Below are 16,081 nucleotides of genomic sequence, written 5' to 3' on the forward strand. Positions count from 1 at the left end.
AACCCCGGCGAACCGAACCACCGCAACCCTGACCTCGGCAGGCAGCACCGCCATAGGCGGGACCCCGACGGACCAAGCTTCCACAGCGCCGATCCCCGCAGTCCGCGTCTCCGCAGCCTCGGCCTTCACAGCGCCGACCCCTGCGGGCCGAGTCTCAGCAACCCTGGTCTCCGCGCCCCCGCCCTTCGCGGACCAGGCTCCAGCGGACGAGCCTCAGTGAATCGGGCCCCCGCAGACCAAGCCTCTGCATCCCCAGCTCCTGCGGACCAGGCCCTCGCAGGCCGCGTCTCCGCAGCATCCGCCCCCGCAGACCGACCCCCTGCGTACAAGACTCCGGCAGACCAGGTCGCCGCACCCCTGGCCTCCGCAGATCAAGCTTCCGCAGCCCCGGGTCCTTCCGGCCGCGTTACCGCAGGCAGGGTCTCTGCGGACCGAACCCCTGCGGACCAGGCCCCCACGGACCGAACCCCCGTAAACCACCCCGCCCCCGCCAGGCACCGCATAGCCACCTCCCCGTCCCCCCTCCTGACAGACCGGTAGAACATGCGCACCCCCCGCCTCCTCCTCGCCCTCTCCGCCCTCCCCCTCCTCGCCGGCTGTTTCGCGTCAGGCGCCGGCGGTGATGACAACGCGTCCGGCAAAGACGACAGCGCCCGTCTCCGGGTTGCCCTCGCCTTCCCGCCCGCCGAGAAGCTCTCCCCGTACGGTGCCGACGCGACGATTCTCAGTCGGCTCGGGGTTACCGAGGGGCTGACCGCGTTGGATGCGAACGGGGCGCCCGCGCCGGCCCTGGCTCAGTCGTGGAAGCGCGTGGATGCTCGGACCTGGGTGTTCGAGCTCAGGGACGCCACCTTTCAGGACGGCACCCGTGTCACCCCCGCCGCCGTGTCCGGCTCGCTCGGGCGTGCCGTGCAGGCCAAGCCCGCCCCCGCCGCGCTCGCCGGTGTGACGCTCAGTGCCGAGGCCGACGGCGTCAGCGGCGTACGGATCACGACCGCCGTCGCCGATCCCGTGCTGCCGTTGCGGCTGACCAGTCCGAGTCTGGCGATCCTCGCGCCGAAGGCGTACGGCGCGCAGGGCGCGGCGGACCCGGTCGGGACCGCCACCGGGCCGTTCGAGATCAGCAAGGTGAACGGTACGACCGCCGCCACACTCGACCGTTTCGACGACTACTGGGGCGGACGCGCCCAGGCGTCCGGCATCGACGCCCGCTTCATAGCCGACGGCACCGCACGCGCCAACGCCCTGCGCACCGGCGAGGTCGACGTCGCCGAGGCGATCCCCGTCGCGCAGGCGGCCACCCTCGACGCCGCGACCCGCAAGGAGACGGCGACCACCCGCACCACCAGCCTCCTGCTCAACAGCAGGACGGGCCCCTTCAAGGACCCGGCGCTGCGGGCCGCCGCAAGGGCCGCCGTCGACACCTCGACGCTGGCCAAGGGCGTGTACGAGGGCCACGCGGACGCGGGCACCGGCATCTACGGCCCCGCCGTCACCTGGGCCGCGGGCAAGCGCACCGCACCCGTCGGCCGAGCCACCCCCGGCAAGCCGGACAACACGGCCGTCACCCTCGCGACGTACGACAACCGCCCCGAACTCCCCGAAGCCGCACAGGTGCTGAAGCAGCAGCTGGAGAAGGCCGGGTTCAAGGTCACCCTGGAGGTGAGGGAGTACTCGCGCCTGGAGGGCGACGCGCTGGCGGGCAAGTTCGACGCGTTCGTGCAGGCCCGCAACACCCTCCTCGACACCGGCGACCCGGTCGCGGTCCTGGCCAGCGACTACACCTGCGACGGCGGCTTCAACATCGCGCAGCTCTGCGACAAGAAGGCCGACCAGGCCGTCGCGGCGGCGCAGGGCGTCACCGACACCGGCAAGCGCCAGGACGCGGCGATGACGGCCGAGGCCGCGATCCTCGGCACCGACGCGGTCGTCCCCCTCGTCCACCAACGGGTCATCACCGGCGTCGGCGCGAGCGTGCGCGGCGTCCTCCTCGACCCGTACGAGCGCACGCTCGTCGGCATCGGCACCCGGCGCTGACCGCGTGGCACGGGTCACGGCGCTCCTGTGGCGGGCAGCCCTCGCCGCCGGCCTGGTCTGCGGCATCGGCCTCCTCCCCTGGCTGACGGACACGGACCCGGCGCTGACCGTCCTCAAGGCCCGCGCCGTCGACCGCGACCCCACCCCGCAGGTCCTCGAAGACATCCGCGGGCAACTCGGCCTCGCCGACGGCCCGTTGCACCTCCTCGGCCAGTGGCTCTCCGGCCTCCCGCAGGGCGACGCCGGCCGCTCCTGGATCTCCGGCGAGGAGGTCACCCCGGCCGTACTCCAGGCGCTCGGCGCGTCCCTGCTGCTGGTGACGGTCGCCCTCGTCGTCGCGACCGTCACCGCCGCCCTGATCTGTACGCCCACCCTCCGCCGCACCCGGCGCGCCCCCGCGAGGTCCGGCTCCGCGATGCTCGCCGCGCTGCCGGAGTTCCTCACGGCGTCCGTGCTCGCCACGGTCGTAGGCGTCCAGCTCGGCTGGCTGCCCGCGCTCGGCTGGTACGGGCTCAAGTGGACGATCCTCCCGGCGCTCGCGCTCGGGCTGCCCGCCGGGGCCGTGCTCGGGCGGCTGCTGGACGACCTGCTGCCCGCGGCGTTCGCCGAGACCTGGGCGAAGGCGGCCACCGCGCGCGGAGTCCCCGGCGGCCGGATCGCCCGGCACGCGGTACGGCGCTGCCTGCCCGGACTGCTGCCCAACCTGGGCCTGTTCGCAGTGGGGTTGACCGGCGGATCGGTCGTCGTGGAGCAGATCTTCGACATCCCCGGCCTCGGCCGCACCACCCTCCAAGCCGCCCTCGCCCAAGACCTCCCGGTCCTCCAGGCGGGCACCCTCGCGCTGGTCCTGTTCGCCGCCCTCGTCACCGGCGCCGCCCGCCTCGCCGCCCGCCCCCTCCTCGGCCCCGCCCTGCGCGACGGCGCCCTCCCCACCCTGCACCGCCCCGACCCGCCCGCGCACAGACTCCCGCCGCTGCTGTACGGCGGACTCCTCGTCGCCGTCGTCGTGGCAGGCCTGCCCCGCGACCCGCTCGCCGTCGACACCACCCGGCGCCTCCAACCCCCGTCCGCAGCGCACCCGTTCGGCACCGACGCCCTCGGCCGCGACCTCCTCGCCCGCGTCGCGCACGGCGCGCTGGACACGCTGCTGCTCGCGGGCGGGATCAGCCTCGCCGCGTACGTCATCGGCGTCCTGCTGGGGCTCGTGCCGAGGCTGTCGGCGCCGCTCGTGGACACCGTCAACGCCGTACCGCCCGTCCTCGCCGCGCTGCTGGTCGCCGCCGTGTGGGGGAGCGGTGCGAGTACGCCCGCGCTCGCGGTGACCGTCGTCGCCTGGGCGCCCCTCGCCGCGCACACCTCCGCGCTGCTCGCCCAGGAGAAGGCGGCCGTCCACCTCGCCTCGACCCGCGCGCTCGGCGCCGGGCGACTCCACCTCCTGCGGCGCGCGCTGCTGCCCGCGATCCTCCCGCCCGTCGCCCGCCACGCAGCCCTGCGCCTGCCCGGCAACGCCCTCGCCCTCGCGACCCTCGGCTTCCTCGGCCTCGGCGCCCAACCCCCGTCCCCGGAATGGGGGTTGCTGCTCGCCGAGAACCAGCCGTACGCGGAACGCGCCCCGTGGGCCGTCCTCGCGCCCGCCGCCGCGCTCGCCGTCCTCGGCGCGCTCGCGGTGACCGCCGGAGGGCTGCGCGGACGCCGTACGAGCGACCCCGGCGACCCGCAGATTCCCGAACTACCCGAACCCGTACGAGAGTTGGTGGCGGCCCGATGACCCTGGCGACCGGCGTCGAGAAGACGGCGCGGCTCTCCCCTCTGCTGCGGCTGCTGATCCTCACCCAACTCGCCTTCAACGTCGGGTTCTTCGCGGTCCTGCCGTTCCTCGCCGAGCACCTCGGGACCGGGATCGGGCTCGCGGGGTGGCTCGTCGGGTTCGTGCTGGGGCTCAGGACGTTCAGCCAGCAGGGGCTGTTCGTCGTCGGGGGCGCGCTCACCGACCGGTACGGGGTGCGGCCCGTCGTCCTCGCCGGGTGCGTGCTGAGGATCGCCGGGTTCGTGTGGCTCGGGTTCGCCGGTCATGTCGCGTCCGTCATCGGGGCCGTGCTGCTCATCGGGTTCGCCGCCGCGCTGTTCTCGCCGGCCGTCGAGAGCGAGGTCGCGCGGCAGGCCGTCGTCTGGGAGGAAGAGGGCAACGGGCCCCGCACGCGCGTGCTCGCGCTGTTCACCGTCGCCGGGCAGGCCGGCGCGTTCGTCGGGCCGCTGATCGGGGCGCTGCTGCTGTCCGTCGACTTCCGTACGGTGTGCCTGGCCGGGGCCGGGATCTTCGTCCTCGTCCTCGCCGGACACGCGTGGCTGCTGCCGCAGCACATACCCGGGCGCCAGAAGACGCGGGTCAAGGGCGGGGTCGGGCCACTGCTGCGCAACCGGCGCTTCCTCGCGCTGTGCTGCGCGTACGGGGCCTATCTGCTCGCCTACAACCAGCTCTACCTCGCGCTGCCCGCCGAGGTCGAACGCGCGGCCGGGTCGCAGACGCCGCTGTCGTGGCTGTTCGCGCTCTCCTCCGCGCTCGTCGTCGCCGCGCAGCTGCCCGTCACGCGGTGGGTGGGGGAGCGGCTCAGCCTCCGTACGTCCATGGCGGGCGGGCTCGCGCTCATCGCCGCAGGGTTCGCGGTCGTCGCCGCGGCGCTGCCCGCGAGGGTGGAGGGCAACGTCGGGCTGCTGCCCGCCGCCGGGTTCGTCGTACTGCTCACGTTCGGGCAGATGCTGGTCGCGCCGGCCGCGCGGGCGTGGGTGCCCGACCTCGCGGCCGAGGGGCGGCTCGGGTTGTACACGGGGGCGTTGTCGTCGGTGTCCGGGCTGATCGTGCTGGTGGGGAGTTCGCTCACGGGGACGCTGCTGGATTCGGGGTTGCCCGCGGCGGTGCCGTGGGTGGTGCTGGCGGTGGTGCCGGTGGGGGCGATCGCGTTGTTGCCGCGTACGGAAACGGCCGGGTCCAGGGAAACGGCCGTGTACGCCGAACCCGTCGAGGAGAGCGCGTCGATTTCCAAGAACAGCCAAGGCGGGTGAAGCTGCGCGCGTGGGCGTGGCAGGATCCCGGGACATGAGTGCGTCGCCGGGGGTTCGGGGGTTGCGTGCCGCCGTGTTCGCGGCGGTGTGCGTGCTGCTGGCTGTCGGGGCGCATCTGGTGGCGGTGGGGGAGACGCCGTCCGCCGGTGCGCAGGGGCTGGGGTTCTGTGTCGTCTTCGGTGCCGGGTGGGTGCTCGGGGGGCGGGAGCGGAGTCTCGTCGGGATCGGCGGGGCGACGCTGGTGGCGCAAGGTGCGCTGCATGTGGGGTTCGGGAGGGTGACGAGGGGTGGGAGCGGGATGAAGGGCATGAACATGCCGCTCCCCTCGCACTCCGCTCACCTCGACTCCGCTCACTCCAACCTCGCTCACCTCGACCTCGCGCACCCCAACTCCGCTCACCTCACCCTCGTACACCACTCCACCCCCCACACCCTCGCCGCCCACTTCCTCGCCGCGCTGCTCACCTCCTGGTGGCTCCGGCGCGGCGAGGCCGCCCTCTGGTCCCTCCTGCGCCGCGCCGTCGCGCTGGTCCCCGGGCTCGTCGCCTGGTGGCGCGGGCCCGTGCGGATCGCCGCCGGCGCCAGCAGAGTCGTACGGCGGTGGCGGCATCTGCCCGCGCCGCGAAGCCTCCTGCTGCGGCACGCCGTACGGCGTAGAGGTCCGCCCGAGCCGGTTCCGTACCCGGCCTGAAGGAATCGACTCAATTCGTACGGAGATCAGTCAGCCATGTTCCGCACACGTACCGCGGCCCTCGCCGTCCTGCTCGCGGCGGGCGGTGTCCTCGCGGCGGCCGGCGCCGCGTCCGCGCACGTCACCGTCCACCCGGAGAGCTACGCCCAGGGAGCCACCGACGGCCTCCTGACGTTCCGCGTCCCCAATGAGGACGACAAGGCCAGTACCTCCCAGGTACAGGTCTTCCTCCCCACCGACCACCCCCTCCTCGGCGTCCTGGTCCGCTCCCAGGACGGCTGGACCCCCAAGGTCACCACCGCCAAGCTGAAGACCCCGGTCAAGACCGACGACGGGACGATCACCGACGCGGTCTCCGAGATCACCTGGACCGGCGGGAAGATCGCGCCGGGCCAGTTCGAGGACTTCGACGTCGCCTTCGGCCAGCTCCCCGAGGACGCGGCGAAACTGGAGTTCAAGACCCTCCAGACGTACGACAGCGGCAAGGTCGTCCGCTGGATCGAGGCGGCAGGCCAGGGCGACGACGACCCGGAGAACCCGGCGCCGGTCCTGACACTGACCTCGGGGAAGCCGGCGGCGGCACCCGTCGCGAAGAGCGCCGCCGACCACGACTCGACGGCCCGCGAACTGGGCATCGGCGGACTGGCGCTCGGCGCGGTCGCGCTGGGGGCGGGGGGCTTCGCGGTGGCGCGGGCGCGCTCGCCAAGGTCGTAAGCATCACGTCGTAGAAACGAAAAGGCGTAGAAACGAAAAGACCCGGACTCCCCCCGCGGGGTCCGGGCCTGTCGTACGAGAAGTCAGCGTGCCGCGAGCACCGGCCGCTCCTGGGCAGCCAGCGCCGCCACGATCGGCTCCGAGATCACGACGACGGGCTCGGGCCGGACGACGACCGGCTCGGCGACAGCCGCGCTCTCCACAACCTTCTCCGCCTTCTTCTCGGCCCCCGGCCGCGTCCGGAACAGCCACAGCACGTCCCGGCCGAACGACCAGATCAGCGCCGCCAGCGACGTACCAGCGATCGCCAGGTTCGCCGCGTACGGCAGCAGTTCGGAAGCCGCGAGGAGCAGGCACACACCCTGCGTAGCCGCGACCGTCTTGCGCGCCATGCTGTGCGGCAGCGCGGAGTTGAGCCACGGCCAGACGTACGCGGCGGCGACGAACACGTACCGCATCGCGCCCATCAGCAGCGCCCACGGCCCGAGCTGGGTGGAGACGTACACGCTGAGCACCAGGATCAGGAACGCGTCGACCTCCATGTCGAACCGCGCGCCGAGCGGCGTCGACGTCCCCGTACGGCGGGCCACCTTGCCGTCCACGCCGTCCAGGATGAGGGCCACCGCCGTGAGGCCGACCAGCAGCGTGACCGGCGGCGCGGACTCGAAGGAGTCGGCGACCAGGGCCGTCACCCCGCCGACCAGGACCGCGCGGCCGAGCGTGACGCGGTTGGCGGGGCCGAACGTGCGGATTCCGGAGCGGTGGCAGGCGCCGGACAGCAGGGCCCAGGTACCGAGGGCGAAGACGAGGCCGGTAGCCCAGCCCGCCGTCCCCATGCCGATCACCGAGCCGAGCAGGGCCAGCAACAGGAGCTGAGCGCCCGCTCCCAGAGCGGTCTCCTGCTGGACCAGCCTTGCCTCGTACGTGTTGTTCAGGGCCACCGCACATCCTCCGGCCGAGTGACAGAGTCGATCATCGCCGCGTACTGTGCGCGGCCTGTGCCACATCTCGGTACGTGAACCGGATGCAGATCGTTCAGGAGGTTTTCTATGAAGGGCGCCGCACGCGCGTTCTGGGTCAGCCGTCCGGGTGAGGGGGAGCTGCGTGATACGGCGGTTCCCGCGCCCGGCGAGGGCGAGGTGCTGGTGCGGACGCTGTGGTCGGGGATCAGCCGCGGCACCGAGACGCTGGTGTTCGGCGGCAAGGTCCCCGAGAACCAGCACACGGCGATGCGCGCGCCGTTCCAGGAGGGCGATTTCCCGGCGCCGGTGAAGTACGGGTACCTCAATGTGGGCGAGGTCGAACAGGGCCCGGCGGAACTCGTCGGCAAGACGGTGTTCTGCCTGTACCCGCACCAGACGAGGTACGTCGTACCAGCCGCAAACGTGATGGTCGTACCGCCCAACGTCCCCGCCGAACGAGCCATCCTCGCCGGCACAGTAGAAACCGCCGTCAACGCCCTCTGGGACGCCGCCCCCATGATCGGCGACCGCGTGGCGGTCATCGGCGGCGGCATGGTCGGCTCCTCGGTCGCGGCCCTCCTCGCCAGGTTCCCCGGCGTGAAGGCCCAGCTCATCGACGCCGACCCCACCCGAGCCGACACGGCCGCGAAACTCGGCATCGACTTCGCCCTCCCCCAGGACGCGGCCGGCGACCTCGACCTCGTGATCCACGCCAGCGCCACCGAGGCCGGCCTCAACCGGGCCCTCGAACTCCTGCGCCCCGAGGGAACCGTCGTAGAACTCAGCTGGTACGGCGACCGCCGGATCGCCCTCCCGCTCGGCGAGGCGTTCCACTCCCGGCGTCTGACGATCCGCAGCAGCCAGGTCGGCACCGTCTCGCCCGCGCGCGCGAGCCGCTCCTACGCCGACCGCCTCGCGCTCGCCCTCGACCTGCTCGCCGACCCGGCGCTCGACGCGCTGATCACCGGTGAGTGCGCGTTCGAGGAACTCCCGGCCGTGCTCCCGAAGCTGGCCTCCGGAGAGATCCCCGCGCTGTGTCACCGCGTGCGCTACCCGGCGCCTTGACGGGCGTCGTACGCCTGACCTGAGAAAAGAGTGAGTGGCCGCTGAACAAGGGGAAGCGGCCGGCCGTACTACACGGCATCCTCCGGCGCGAGAAGGCCGGGGGACCAGACGTGCCGCACCTGGAGGGTCGTCCGTTGTTCAGTGTCACCGTCCGCGATCACATCATGATCGCCCACAGCTTCAGCGGCGAGGTCTTCGGACCCGCGCAGCGCCTGCACGGAGCGACGTTCCTCGTGGACGCCACCTTCCGCCGTGAGCAGCTGGACGACGACAACATCGTCGTCGACATGGGACTCGCGAGCCAGGAGCTCGGCGCCGTGGTCGCGGAACTGAACTACCGGAATCTGGACAACGAGCCGGATTTCGCGGGGGTCAACACCTCCACCGAGTACCTGGCGAAGGTCATCGCCGACCGGCTCGCCGAGCGGATCGCGAAGGGAGCGCTCGGGGAGGGCGCGCGGGGCATCTCCGCGCTCTCCGTCACGCTGCACGAGTCGCACATCGCCTGGGCGAGTTACGAGCGTGCGCTGTGACCGACACGACGATGGAGCGGACGCCGGTCCGGCTCGACAAGTCGGCGCTCGCCTACGTGCCGAAGCAGCAGCCGGTGCAGCCGGTGCAGCCGGTCGCCAGGAAGAACGGGGACCTGATCCCGATGTCCCTGCGGACCGTGCACTTCGTCCTGCCCGGCGGGGTCGACGACCCGAGCCGTCCCAGCGGCGGCAACGCCTACGACCGCCGCGTCTGCCTGGACCTGCCCGGCTTCGGCTGGCAGGTCCGCAAGCACCTCGCCGCCGGTGAGTGGCCGCGCCCCGCCGCCGAGGACCGCGACGCGCTCGCGCGCACACTGCGCGACCTGCCCGACGGGTCGGTCGTCCTGCTCGACGGGATCGTGGCCTGCGGGGTCCCCGAGGTCGTCGTCCCCGAGGCCGAGCGGCTGCGGCTCGCCGTCCTCGTCCACCTCCCCCTCGGCGACGAGACGGGCCTCGCGCCCGAGGTCGCCGCCGAACTCGACGCCCGCGAACGGGCCGTGCTGCGCGCGGTGCCCGCCGTCATCGCCACCAGCGACTGGGCCGTACGCCGCTTGGTCTCGCACCACGGCCTCGCCCCCGAGAAGGTGCACGTCGCCGCCCCCGGCGCCGACATCGCGCCGCTCGCCTCCGGCACCGACGGCGTCTCGCACCTGGTGTGCGTCGCCGCCGTCACCCCCCGCAAGGGCCAGCACCGGCTCGTCGAGGCGCTCGCCACCGTCACCCACCTGCCGTGGAGCTGCGACCTGGTCGGCGGCGTCGACCAGGACCCCGAGTACGTCGCCCACCTGCGCGAACTCATCGCCCGCCACGGCCTGGAAGACCGCCTGCACCTGGTCGGAGCGAAGACCGGCGCCGCCCTCGACGCCAGCTACGCCTGCGCCGACCTGATGGTCCTCACCTCGTACGCCGAGACGTACGGCATGGCCGTCACCGAGGCCCTCGCGCGCGGCATCCCCGTCCTCGCCACCGACGTCGGCGGCGTCCCCGAGGCCGTCGGGCGCGCACCCGACGGCGGGGTGCCCGGGATCCTCGTGCCCCCGGAGAACCCGGCCGCCCTCGCGGCCGAACTGCGCGGCTGGTTCGGGGAGGCGGACGTGCGCCGCCGCCTCAAGTCCGCAGCCCGCGGCCGGCGCGCCGCACTCGGCGGCTGGGCCGCCACCGCCAAGAGCCTCGCCGGCGTCCTCGGCCGGCTTCCCCGCGAGTCCTGGAGGGCCGCATGAGCAGCGCGGACGTCATCCCCGGCGCCGGACCGGTCGCCGAACGCGCCACCGTACGGCTGCGCGAGTCCGGCCCCGACGACCCGCCCCGGTACGCCCCCGAGTGGCTCCAGCTCCGTGAACCCGCCGACGCGGGCGCGCGGGCGCTGGACCTCCTCGACCCGCTGCGGATACGGCTCGCGAACCTCCCCCGGGGGAAGGCCGGGGTCGTGGTGCACGACCTCGGGTGCGGGACCGGGTCCATGGGGCGCTGGCTGGCGCCCCGCCTGGACGGGCCCCAGCACTGGGTCCTCCACGACCGGGACCCCTACCTCCTGCACTTCGCGGCCGTCGCCTCGCCGCGCGCCGCCGCCGACGGCAGCCGGGTGACCGTCGAGACGCGGCGCGGTGACGTGGCCCGGCTGACGCCGGACGCGCTCAGCGGGGCGTCCCTCGTCACCGCGTCCGCTCTGCTCGACGTGCTGACCCGCGAGGAGATCGACGCGCTCGTCGACGCGTGCGTGGGCGCCGGGTGCCCGGCGCTGCTCACGCTGTCCGTCGCCGGTCGCGTAGAGATGTCCGACCCCGACCCGCTCGACACGGAGATCCAGGACGCCTTCAACGCCCACCAGCGGCGGGACGGGCTCCTCGGTCCCGACGCGGCGGACGTGGCCGCCGAGGCGTTCAGTGCGCGGGGGGCCACGGTGAAACTGCACCCCAGTGCCTGGCGACTCGGGCCCGCCGAGGCCGCGCTGACCGCGCAGTGGCTGCGGGGATGGGTGGGCGCGGCCGTCGAGGAACGCCCCTCGCTCGCCGCCCGCGCGCAGGCGTACCTGGAGGCGCGGCTTGCTGCCGCCGCTGCCGGGGAGCTGCGGGTCGTCGTCCACCACACGGATCTGCTGGCGCTGGCCCGGCCGGTGGGGAGCGTCTGATGGCCGAGGGGTCGGGGGGTGTCGGAACGGGTGGGGTGGGCGTGAGGCCTTCGTCCGAGGTGCGGCAGGGCGTGGAGGTTCTGTCGCACGGGGACGAGGGTGAGGCGGCCGGCGTCGAACGCTCGGCGTCGGGTTCGCGGGGCTGGGTACGGGTTCTGCGGACCCACTTCGGGACGCTCGCCGGGGTCCTCATCATCGGCGTGCTGCTCTGGCGCATGGGTACCGGCGTCTTCCTCGACGGGCTGCGGCGGATCGACGCCGGGTCGCTGCTGCTCGCGCTCGCCATCGGCGGGGTGACCACCTTCTTCAGCGCCTGGCGCTGGGCGCTGGTCGCGCGGGGGCTGAAGATCCGGCTGCCGCTCGGGGCCGCGTTCGGCGACTACTACCGGGCGCTGTTCCTCAACGCGGCGCTGCCGGGCGGGATTCTCGGCGACGTCCACCGGGCCGTGCGGCACGGGCAGAGCGAGGGCGATGTCGGGCGGGGTGTGCGGGCCGTGTTCTGGGAACGCGCCGCCGGACAGCTCGCGCTGGCCGTCGTCGGTCTTGGCGTGCTGCTCGCCGTACCCTCGCCGGTCGCCGGGGAGGTGCGGCACGTCGTTCCGCTGGTCGCGCTCGCCGGGGTCGGTGCGCTGGCCGTTCTGCTCGCCGTCCGCATGAACCGGACGCCTGTGTCGTCCCGGCGCGGGAGGGCGGTACGGGGGATGCTCGGCGAGGGGCGGGGGGCGCTGCTGTCCCGCCGTAACGGGCCGGGGGTCGCGCTGTCCTCGGTCGTCGTCCTCGCCGGGCACATCGGTACGTTCGTCATCGCCGCGCGGGTCGCCGGGGCGTCCACCTCCGTCGTACGGCTGCTGCCGCTCGCCGTGCTGGCGCTGCTCGCGATGGGGGTGCCGCTGAACGTCGGCGGGTGGGGGCCTCGGGAAGGGGTCACGGCGTGGGCGTTCGGGGCGGCGGGGCTGGGGGCCGACATGGGGTTCTCGGTGTCGGTGGTGTACGGGGTGCTGTGTTTCGTGGCGGCGCTGCCGGGGGCCGGGGTGCTGGTGGTGCGGTGGTGGACGGGGATGCGTGCCACCCCCGTACCCGCCCGGGCGTCGTCCTACTCCGTCTCTTCCGAAATCCGCGAACTCAGCAGCGAGAAATACGCCCCGAAGGAATCCACGAGGCTCGCCAGAAGCCGTTCCCCTTTTTCCGCCGAGCCGAGCGAAGGCCGGCCGATGACACCCGAATCGGTATAGGCGGACATTCCCGAGGTGAGGAGATGACGGCGGTCGTCGGCGGTGAAATCGGCGGACTCGTAGCCGGGCCTGACGACTTCCGGGTGCGCGTGCAGAAGGATGGACGTCTCGATTTCACCGGCGTGCATGTCGGTGAGGAGGGAGGTTTCGACCCCGGCGTGGACGCGGGCCTCCTCCCAGTCCTCCGGGGCCGGGAAGAGCGCGAGGTGCTCGCCCCGCGCGGACGCCTCCTGGACGACGTTGCCGAGGACGTAGTTCCCGCCGTGCGCGTTGACCACGACCAGACCCTCGACCCCGGAACGCCGCAGCGAGTCCGCGATGTCACGGACCACGGCGTGCAGGGTCACGGCGGAGATGCTGACCGTGCCCGGCCAGCCCGCGTGCTCGTGCGAGCAGGCGATGGTCACGGGCGGAAGGAGGTGCACGGGATGCGAGGCCGCGATCTCGCGCGCGATCGCGCAGGCGACGAGCGTGTCGGTGGCCAGCGGGAGATACGCGCCGTGCTGCTCGTAGCTGCCGACGGGAAGGACCGCGATCCGCGTTGAGACAGCAGCCCCCCGCGTCCGTACGTCATCGGTGGTGTCCGTCGGCAGTGCCGAGGCCACCGTCCCACGCCCCGCCGCCCGTATCTCCGGACCACTCATCGCTTTCCCGCCCTTTCGACTCCCCATCGGACTCTTAGGAACCAGATCATGACAGAAAAAATCGGTGTACTCGGCAAGAAGACCCCGCAGCGCACGGGCGTGGAACGCGTGGTGAATGCCCCTCTTCCTACGGTCTATGGCAAATTCCAGGCGGTCGGTTACATGGACCACGACCGGGGTGACGAACAAGTCGCGCTGGTCTACGGCGAGATCGGCACCGAGGACGTCCTGACCCGGCTGCACTCGGAGTGCCTCACGGGTGACGCGTTCGGCTCGCAGCACTGCGAGTGCGGCGACCAGCTGGACTCCGCGCTGCGTGCGGTGGTCGCCGAGGGCAGCGGTGTCGTCGTCTACCTGCGCGGCCACGAGGGCCGGGGGATAGGCCTGTTGGGCAAGCTGCGCGCGATGGCGCTCCAGGCGGAGGGCCTGGACACGGTCGAGGCGAACGTCGCCCTCGGCTTCCCCGTCGACGCCCGCGACTACGGCGTGGCCGCCGAGATCCTGCGCGACCTGGGCGTGAAGTCGGTGCGCCTGATGTCCAACAACCCGCGCAAGCGCGAGGCGTTGACGGACAACGGCATCGAGGTCGCCGAGGAGGTGCCGCTGCTGATCCCGCCGTGCGAGAACAACATCACGTACCTGCGCACCAAACGCGAACGCCTCGACCACCGCCTCCCGCACCTCGACGCGGTCGCCCACTGGTCCTGAACTCCCGCTGTCCGGACGGCCATCGCACGCCCCGGCCTCGGCAGACGGGCCGGGGCCGCCGCCCACAAGGAGTCGCACGCTTGAACACGCATGCCTCGGTCGTCGTCATCGGCGGCGGGGTGATCGGCACCAGCGTCGCCTGTCACCTCGCCGCCGCCGGGGTCCGCGACGTGGTGCTCGTCGAACGGGACGAACTCGCCGCCGGGTCGACCTCGAAGGCCGCCGGAGGGGTCCGCGCCCAGTTCTCCGACGAGGTCAACATCCTGCTCGGCGCCCGCAGTCTGGAGGCGTTCGCGCGGTTCGGCGAGGACACGGGCCAGGACATCGGCCTGCACCGCACGGGTTACCTCTTCCTCCTCACCACCCCCGAGGAGGTCGCCTCCTTCGAGGCGGGCATCGCGCTCCAGAACTCCCTCGGCGTCCCGAGCCGCTTGATCGACCCGGCCGAGGCACAGCGCCTCAACCCGCTGATCACCACCGACGGCCTGCTCGCCGCCGCGTACTCGCCCGACGACGGGCACTGCACGCCCGAGTCCGTCGTCCACGGCTACGCGGCCGTCGCCCGCCAGCACGGCGTACGCATCCTGCGCCGCACCGAGGTCACCGGCATCGAAGTGCGCGGCACCGCGATCACCGCCGTGCACACCGGCATCGGCCGCATCACCACGAACACCGTGGTCTGCGCGGCGGGCGCCTGGTCGAAGTCGATCGGGGCAATGGTGGGTGTGGATCTGCCCGTTCAGCCGCTGAGACGTCAAGTCGCCGTCACGGAAGCCCTTCCCGGGCTGCCGCCTGACCTCCCGATGACGATCGACTTCACCACCAGCTTCTACTTCCACCCCGAGGGCCCCGGCCTGCTGGTCGGCATGTCCGACCCGGACGAGCGGCCCGGCTTCGCCACCGACGCCCACGACCGCTGGATACCGCGCCTCGCCGCCGCGATGGAACACCGGGCGCCCGCCCTGCTCGACCTGCGCCGCACGGGCGGCTGGGCGGGCCTGTACGAGGTCACCCCGGACCACAACGCGCTGATCGGCGAGGCGAGTTCGGTCTCCCGGTTCCTGTACGCCACCGGCTTCTCCGGCCACGGCTTCCTCCAGGGGCCCGCCGTCGGCGAGGTGATGCGCGACCTGGTCCTCGGCCGCGTACCCTTCGTGGACGTCACCCCCCTGAGCGCCGGCCGCTTCGCCGCCGACGCCCCGCGCCCGGAGGCCAACCGCGTATGACCGCCGTCCACTTGTGGCTCCGCCACGAACCCCGCGCCACCGAACGCCGCACCCCGGTCGTCCCCGCCGACGCCCGCCGCCTGACCGAGGCCGGCATCACCCTGACGGTGGAGGACTCGCCCCAACGGATCTTCCCCACCGAGGAGTACGAGGCTGTCGGCGCCCAAGTCGCGCCCGCGGGCTCGTGGGTGTCGGCGCCGGGCGACGCGGTGATCCTGGGCCTGAAGGAACTCCCCGACGACCCCGCCGAGTTGGTCCACCGGCACATCTTCTTCGGCCACGCCTACAAGCGACAGCCCGGTGCCGAGGCCCTGTTGACACGTTTCGCCCGAGGCGGCGGTGCCCTCCTCGACCTGGAGTACCTCACGGACGACGACGGCCGACGCCTCGCCGCGTTCGGGTACTGGGCCGGGTTCCTCGGCGCCGCCCTCGCCGTCCTCCAGCACCGGGGGCGCCTCGCGGGGGAGTTGACGCCGACGGACGAGAAGTCGCTGCGGGAGCTGCTGAGTTCCGTACCTGGAGATGCGGACATCGCGGCCCTGGTCATCGGCGCGCTGGGCCGCAGCGGGCGGGGTGCGCGGGACGCTCTCGCGGCGGCGGGCGTGGCACCGACCACTTGGGACGTCGCGGAGACCCAGAACCTGGACCGCGACGCCCTGTTGGGCCACGATCTGCTGGTCAACTGCGTTCTCGCGACGACCCCCGTACCCCCGTTCGTCCGCCCCCAGGACCTCGACGACCCCGGCCGCCGGCTCCGCACGGTCGCCGATGTCACCTGCGACGTCGGCTCGCCCCTCAACGTCCTGCCGGTCTACGACCGTACGACCGAATGGACCGACCCCGTACGGCGGTTGCGTGACGAGCCGCCGTTCGACCTGATCGCGATCGACAACCTGCCCTCGCTGCTGCCGCTGGAGTCGAGCACCGACTTCTCGGCCAGTCTGCTGCCGCAGCTGCTCGCTTTCCGTACGGATGACGGGCCTTGGGCGCGCTGCCTGGCGCGTTTCGCGTCGGCGTCGAGCGAACTCGGCATCAAACAGGGCTAGTCGGGAAGGGTCAGTCCCGGAAGTGACGTCGAGGC

14 protein-coding genes and 1 pseudogene are annotated in these 16,081 nt (G+C 73.0%); 13 read left to right on the plus strand and 2 right to left on the minus strand.

The window, feature by feature from the left end:
• Positions 1 to 543 precede the first annotated feature (543 nt).
• The 5 genes from J8M50_RS39435 to J8M50_RS39455 are packed head-to-tail and all read left to right on the plus strand — an operon-like array spanning position 544 to position 6,502.
• The gene (locus J8M50_RS39435; RefSeq protein WP_010357547.1) at positions 544 to 2,037 is read left to right on the plus strand and encodes an ABC transporter substrate-binding protein; all 1,494 of its coding nucleotides are present in this window, start codon (positions 544 to 546) and stop codon (positions 2,035 to 2,037) included.
• A gap of 4 nt (positions 2,038 to 2,041) precedes the next feature.
• Positions 2,042 to 3,805: an ABC transporter permease subunit gene (locus J8M50_RS39440; RefSeq protein ID WP_010357548.1), complete on the plus strand. Its 1,764-nt coding sequence runs from the start codon at positions 2,042 to 2,044 to the stop codon at positions 3,803 to 3,805.
• Complete coding sequence (locus tag J8M50_RS39445) at positions 3,802 to 5,097, plus strand: MDR family MFS transporter (RefSeq protein ID WP_010357549.1); 1,296 nt, start codon at positions 3,802 to 3,804, stop codon at positions 5,095 to 5,097. The genes J8M50_RS39440 and J8M50_RS39445 overlap by 4 nt, the downstream gene beginning before the upstream one ends.
• 34 nt (positions 5,098 to 5,131) lie before the next feature.
• Entirely contained in the window at positions 5,132 to 5,788 is a 657-nt protein-coding gene (locus tag J8M50_RS39450) for a hypothetical protein (RefSeq protein ID WP_040837727.1), read from the plus strand.
• Positions 5,789 to 5,824: 36 nt separating this feature from the next.
• The gene (locus J8M50_RS39455) at positions 5,825 to 6,502 is read left to right on the plus strand and encodes a YcnI family protein (protein ID WP_010357551.1); all 678 of its coding nucleotides are present in this window, start codon (positions 5,825 to 5,827) and stop codon (positions 6,500 to 6,502) included.
• A gap of 83 nt (positions 6,503 to 6,585) precedes the next feature.
• Here the strand turns inward: J8M50_RS39455 and J8M50_RS39460 are convergent, their stop codons facing one another.
• Positions 6,586 to 7,443 carry a CDP-alcohol phosphatidyltransferase family protein gene (locus J8M50_RS39460; RefSeq protein ID WP_010357552.1) on the minus strand — a complete coding sequence of 286 codons (858 nt, stop codon included), beginning with the start codon at positions 7,441 to 7,443 and terminating at the stop codon, positions 6,586 to 6,588.
• Between the two features lie 108 nt (positions 7,444 to 7,551).
• On the opposite strand from J8M50_RS39460, the gene J8M50_RS39465 reads away from it, so the two are divergent.
• From J8M50_RS39465 to J8M50_RS39485, 5 genes and pseudogenes are all read left to right on the plus strand, one after another.
• Positions 7,552 to 8,529, plus strand: a complete 978-nt coding sequence (locus J8M50_RS39465) for a zinc-dependent alcohol dehydrogenase (protein WP_010357553.1) — start codon at positions 7,552 to 7,554, stop codon at positions 8,527 to 8,529.
• A gap of 134 nt (positions 8,530 to 8,663) precedes the next feature.
• Entirely contained in the window at positions 8,664 to 9,062 is a 399-nt protein-coding gene (locus J8M50_RS39470) for a 6-pyruvoyl trahydropterin synthase family protein (RefSeq protein ID WP_010357554.1), read from the plus strand.
• Entirely contained in the window at positions 9,059 to 10,282 is a 1,224-nt protein-coding gene (locus J8M50_RS39475) for a glycosyltransferase family 4 protein (RefSeq protein WP_010357555.1), read from the plus strand. The genes J8M50_RS39470 and J8M50_RS39475 overlap by 4 nt, the downstream gene beginning before the upstream one ends.
• Positions 10,279 to 11,190, plus strand: coding sequence for a methyltransferase domain-containing protein (locus tag J8M50_RS39480; RefSeq protein ID WP_010357556.1), 912 nt, complete (start codon positions 10,279 to 10,281; stop codon positions 11,188 to 11,190). Before J8M50_RS39475 ends, J8M50_RS39480 begins: the two co-directional genes overlap by 4 nt.
• A gap of 215 nt (positions 11,191 to 11,405) precedes the next feature.
• Positions 11,406 to 12,149 (plus strand): annotated as a pseudogene (locus J8M50_RS39485) (lysylphosphatidylglycerol synthase transmembrane domain-containing protein); the annotation flags it as partial.
• Positions 12,150 to 12,283: 134 nt separating this feature from the next.
• Here the strand turns inward: J8M50_RS39485 and J8M50_RS39490 are convergent.
• Positions 12,284 to 13,066: a creatininase family protein gene (locus J8M50_RS39490; RefSeq protein WP_178854896.1), complete on the minus strand. Its 783-nt coding sequence runs from the start codon at positions 13,064 to 13,066 to the stop codon at positions 12,284 to 12,286.
• A 48-nt stretch (positions 13,067 to 13,114) separates the two neighbouring features.
• On the opposite strand from J8M50_RS39490, the gene ribA reads away from it, so the two are divergent.
• The 3 genes from ribA (at position 13,115) to J8M50_RS39505 (ending at position 16,046) form a co-directional block, all read left to right on the plus strand.
• Entirely contained in the window at positions 13,115 to 13,774 is a 660-nt protein-coding gene (ribA, locus tag J8M50_RS39495; protein WP_010357560.1) for a GTP cyclohydrolase II, read from the plus strand.
• A gap of 80 nt (positions 13,775 to 13,854) precedes the next feature.
• The gene (locus tag J8M50_RS39500; RefSeq protein ID WP_010357562.1) at positions 13,855 to 15,000 is read left to right on the plus strand and encodes an NAD(P)/FAD-dependent oxidoreductase; all 1,146 of its coding nucleotides are present in this window, start codon (positions 13,855 to 13,857) and stop codon (positions 14,998 to 15,000) included.
• Positions 14,997 to 16,046: a saccharopine dehydrogenase gene (locus J8M50_RS39505; RefSeq protein ID WP_010357564.1), complete on the plus strand. Its 1,050-nt coding sequence runs from the start codon at positions 14,997 to 14,999 to the stop codon at positions 16,044 to 16,046. The genes J8M50_RS39500 and J8M50_RS39505 overlap by 4 nt, the downstream gene beginning before the upstream one ends.
• The last annotated feature ends 35 nt before the right edge of the window (positions 16,047 to 16,081 follow it).

Source organism: Streptomyces acidiscabies (assembly GCF_020010905.1).
In the GTDB taxonomy this organism is placed as follows: Bacteria; Actinomycetota; Actinomycetes; order Streptomycetales; family Streptomycetaceae; genus Streptomyces; species Streptomyces acidiscabies.

What these genes read in the sequence shown, in the direction of transcription:
- J8M50_RS39480 (WP_010357556.1), top strand. Translation starts at nt 10,279, where the DNA reads ATGAGCAGCGCGGACGTCATCCCCGGCGCCGGACCGGTCGCCGAACGC.
- J8M50_RS39505 (WP_010357564.1), top strand. Translation starts at nt 14,997, where the DNA reads ATGACCGCCGTCCACTTGTGGCTCCGCCACGAACCCCGCGCCACCGAA.
- ribA (WP_010357560.1), top strand. Translation starts at nt 13,115, where the DNA reads ATGACAGAAAAAATCGGTGTACTCGGCAAGAAGACCCCGCAGCGCACG.
- J8M50_RS39490 (WP_178854896.1), bottom strand. Translation starts at nt 13,066, where the DNA reads ATGAGTGGTCCGGAGATACGGGCGGCGGGGCGTGGGACGGTGGCCTCG.
- J8M50_RS39450 (WP_040837727.1), top strand. Translation starts at nt 5,132, where the DNA reads ATGAGTGCGTCGCCGGGGGTTCGGGGGTTGCGTGCCGCCGTGTTCGCG.
- J8M50_RS39445 (WP_010357549.1), top strand. Translation starts at nt 3,802, where the DNA reads ATGACCCTGGCGACCGGCGTCGAGAAGACGGCGCGGCTCTCCCCTCTG.
- J8M50_RS39465 (WP_010357553.1), top strand. Translation starts at nt 7,552, where the DNA reads ATGAAGGGCGCCGCACGCGCGTTCTGGGTCAGCCGTCCGGGTGAGGGG.
- J8M50_RS39455 (WP_010357551.1), top strand. Translation starts at nt 5,825, where the DNA reads ATGTTCCGCACACGTACCGCGGCCCTCGCCGTCCTGCTCGCGGCGGGC.
- J8M50_RS39435 (WP_010357547.1), top strand. Translation starts at nt 544, where the DNA reads ATGCGCACCCCCCGCCTCCTCCTCGCCCTCTCCGCCCTCCCCCTCCTC.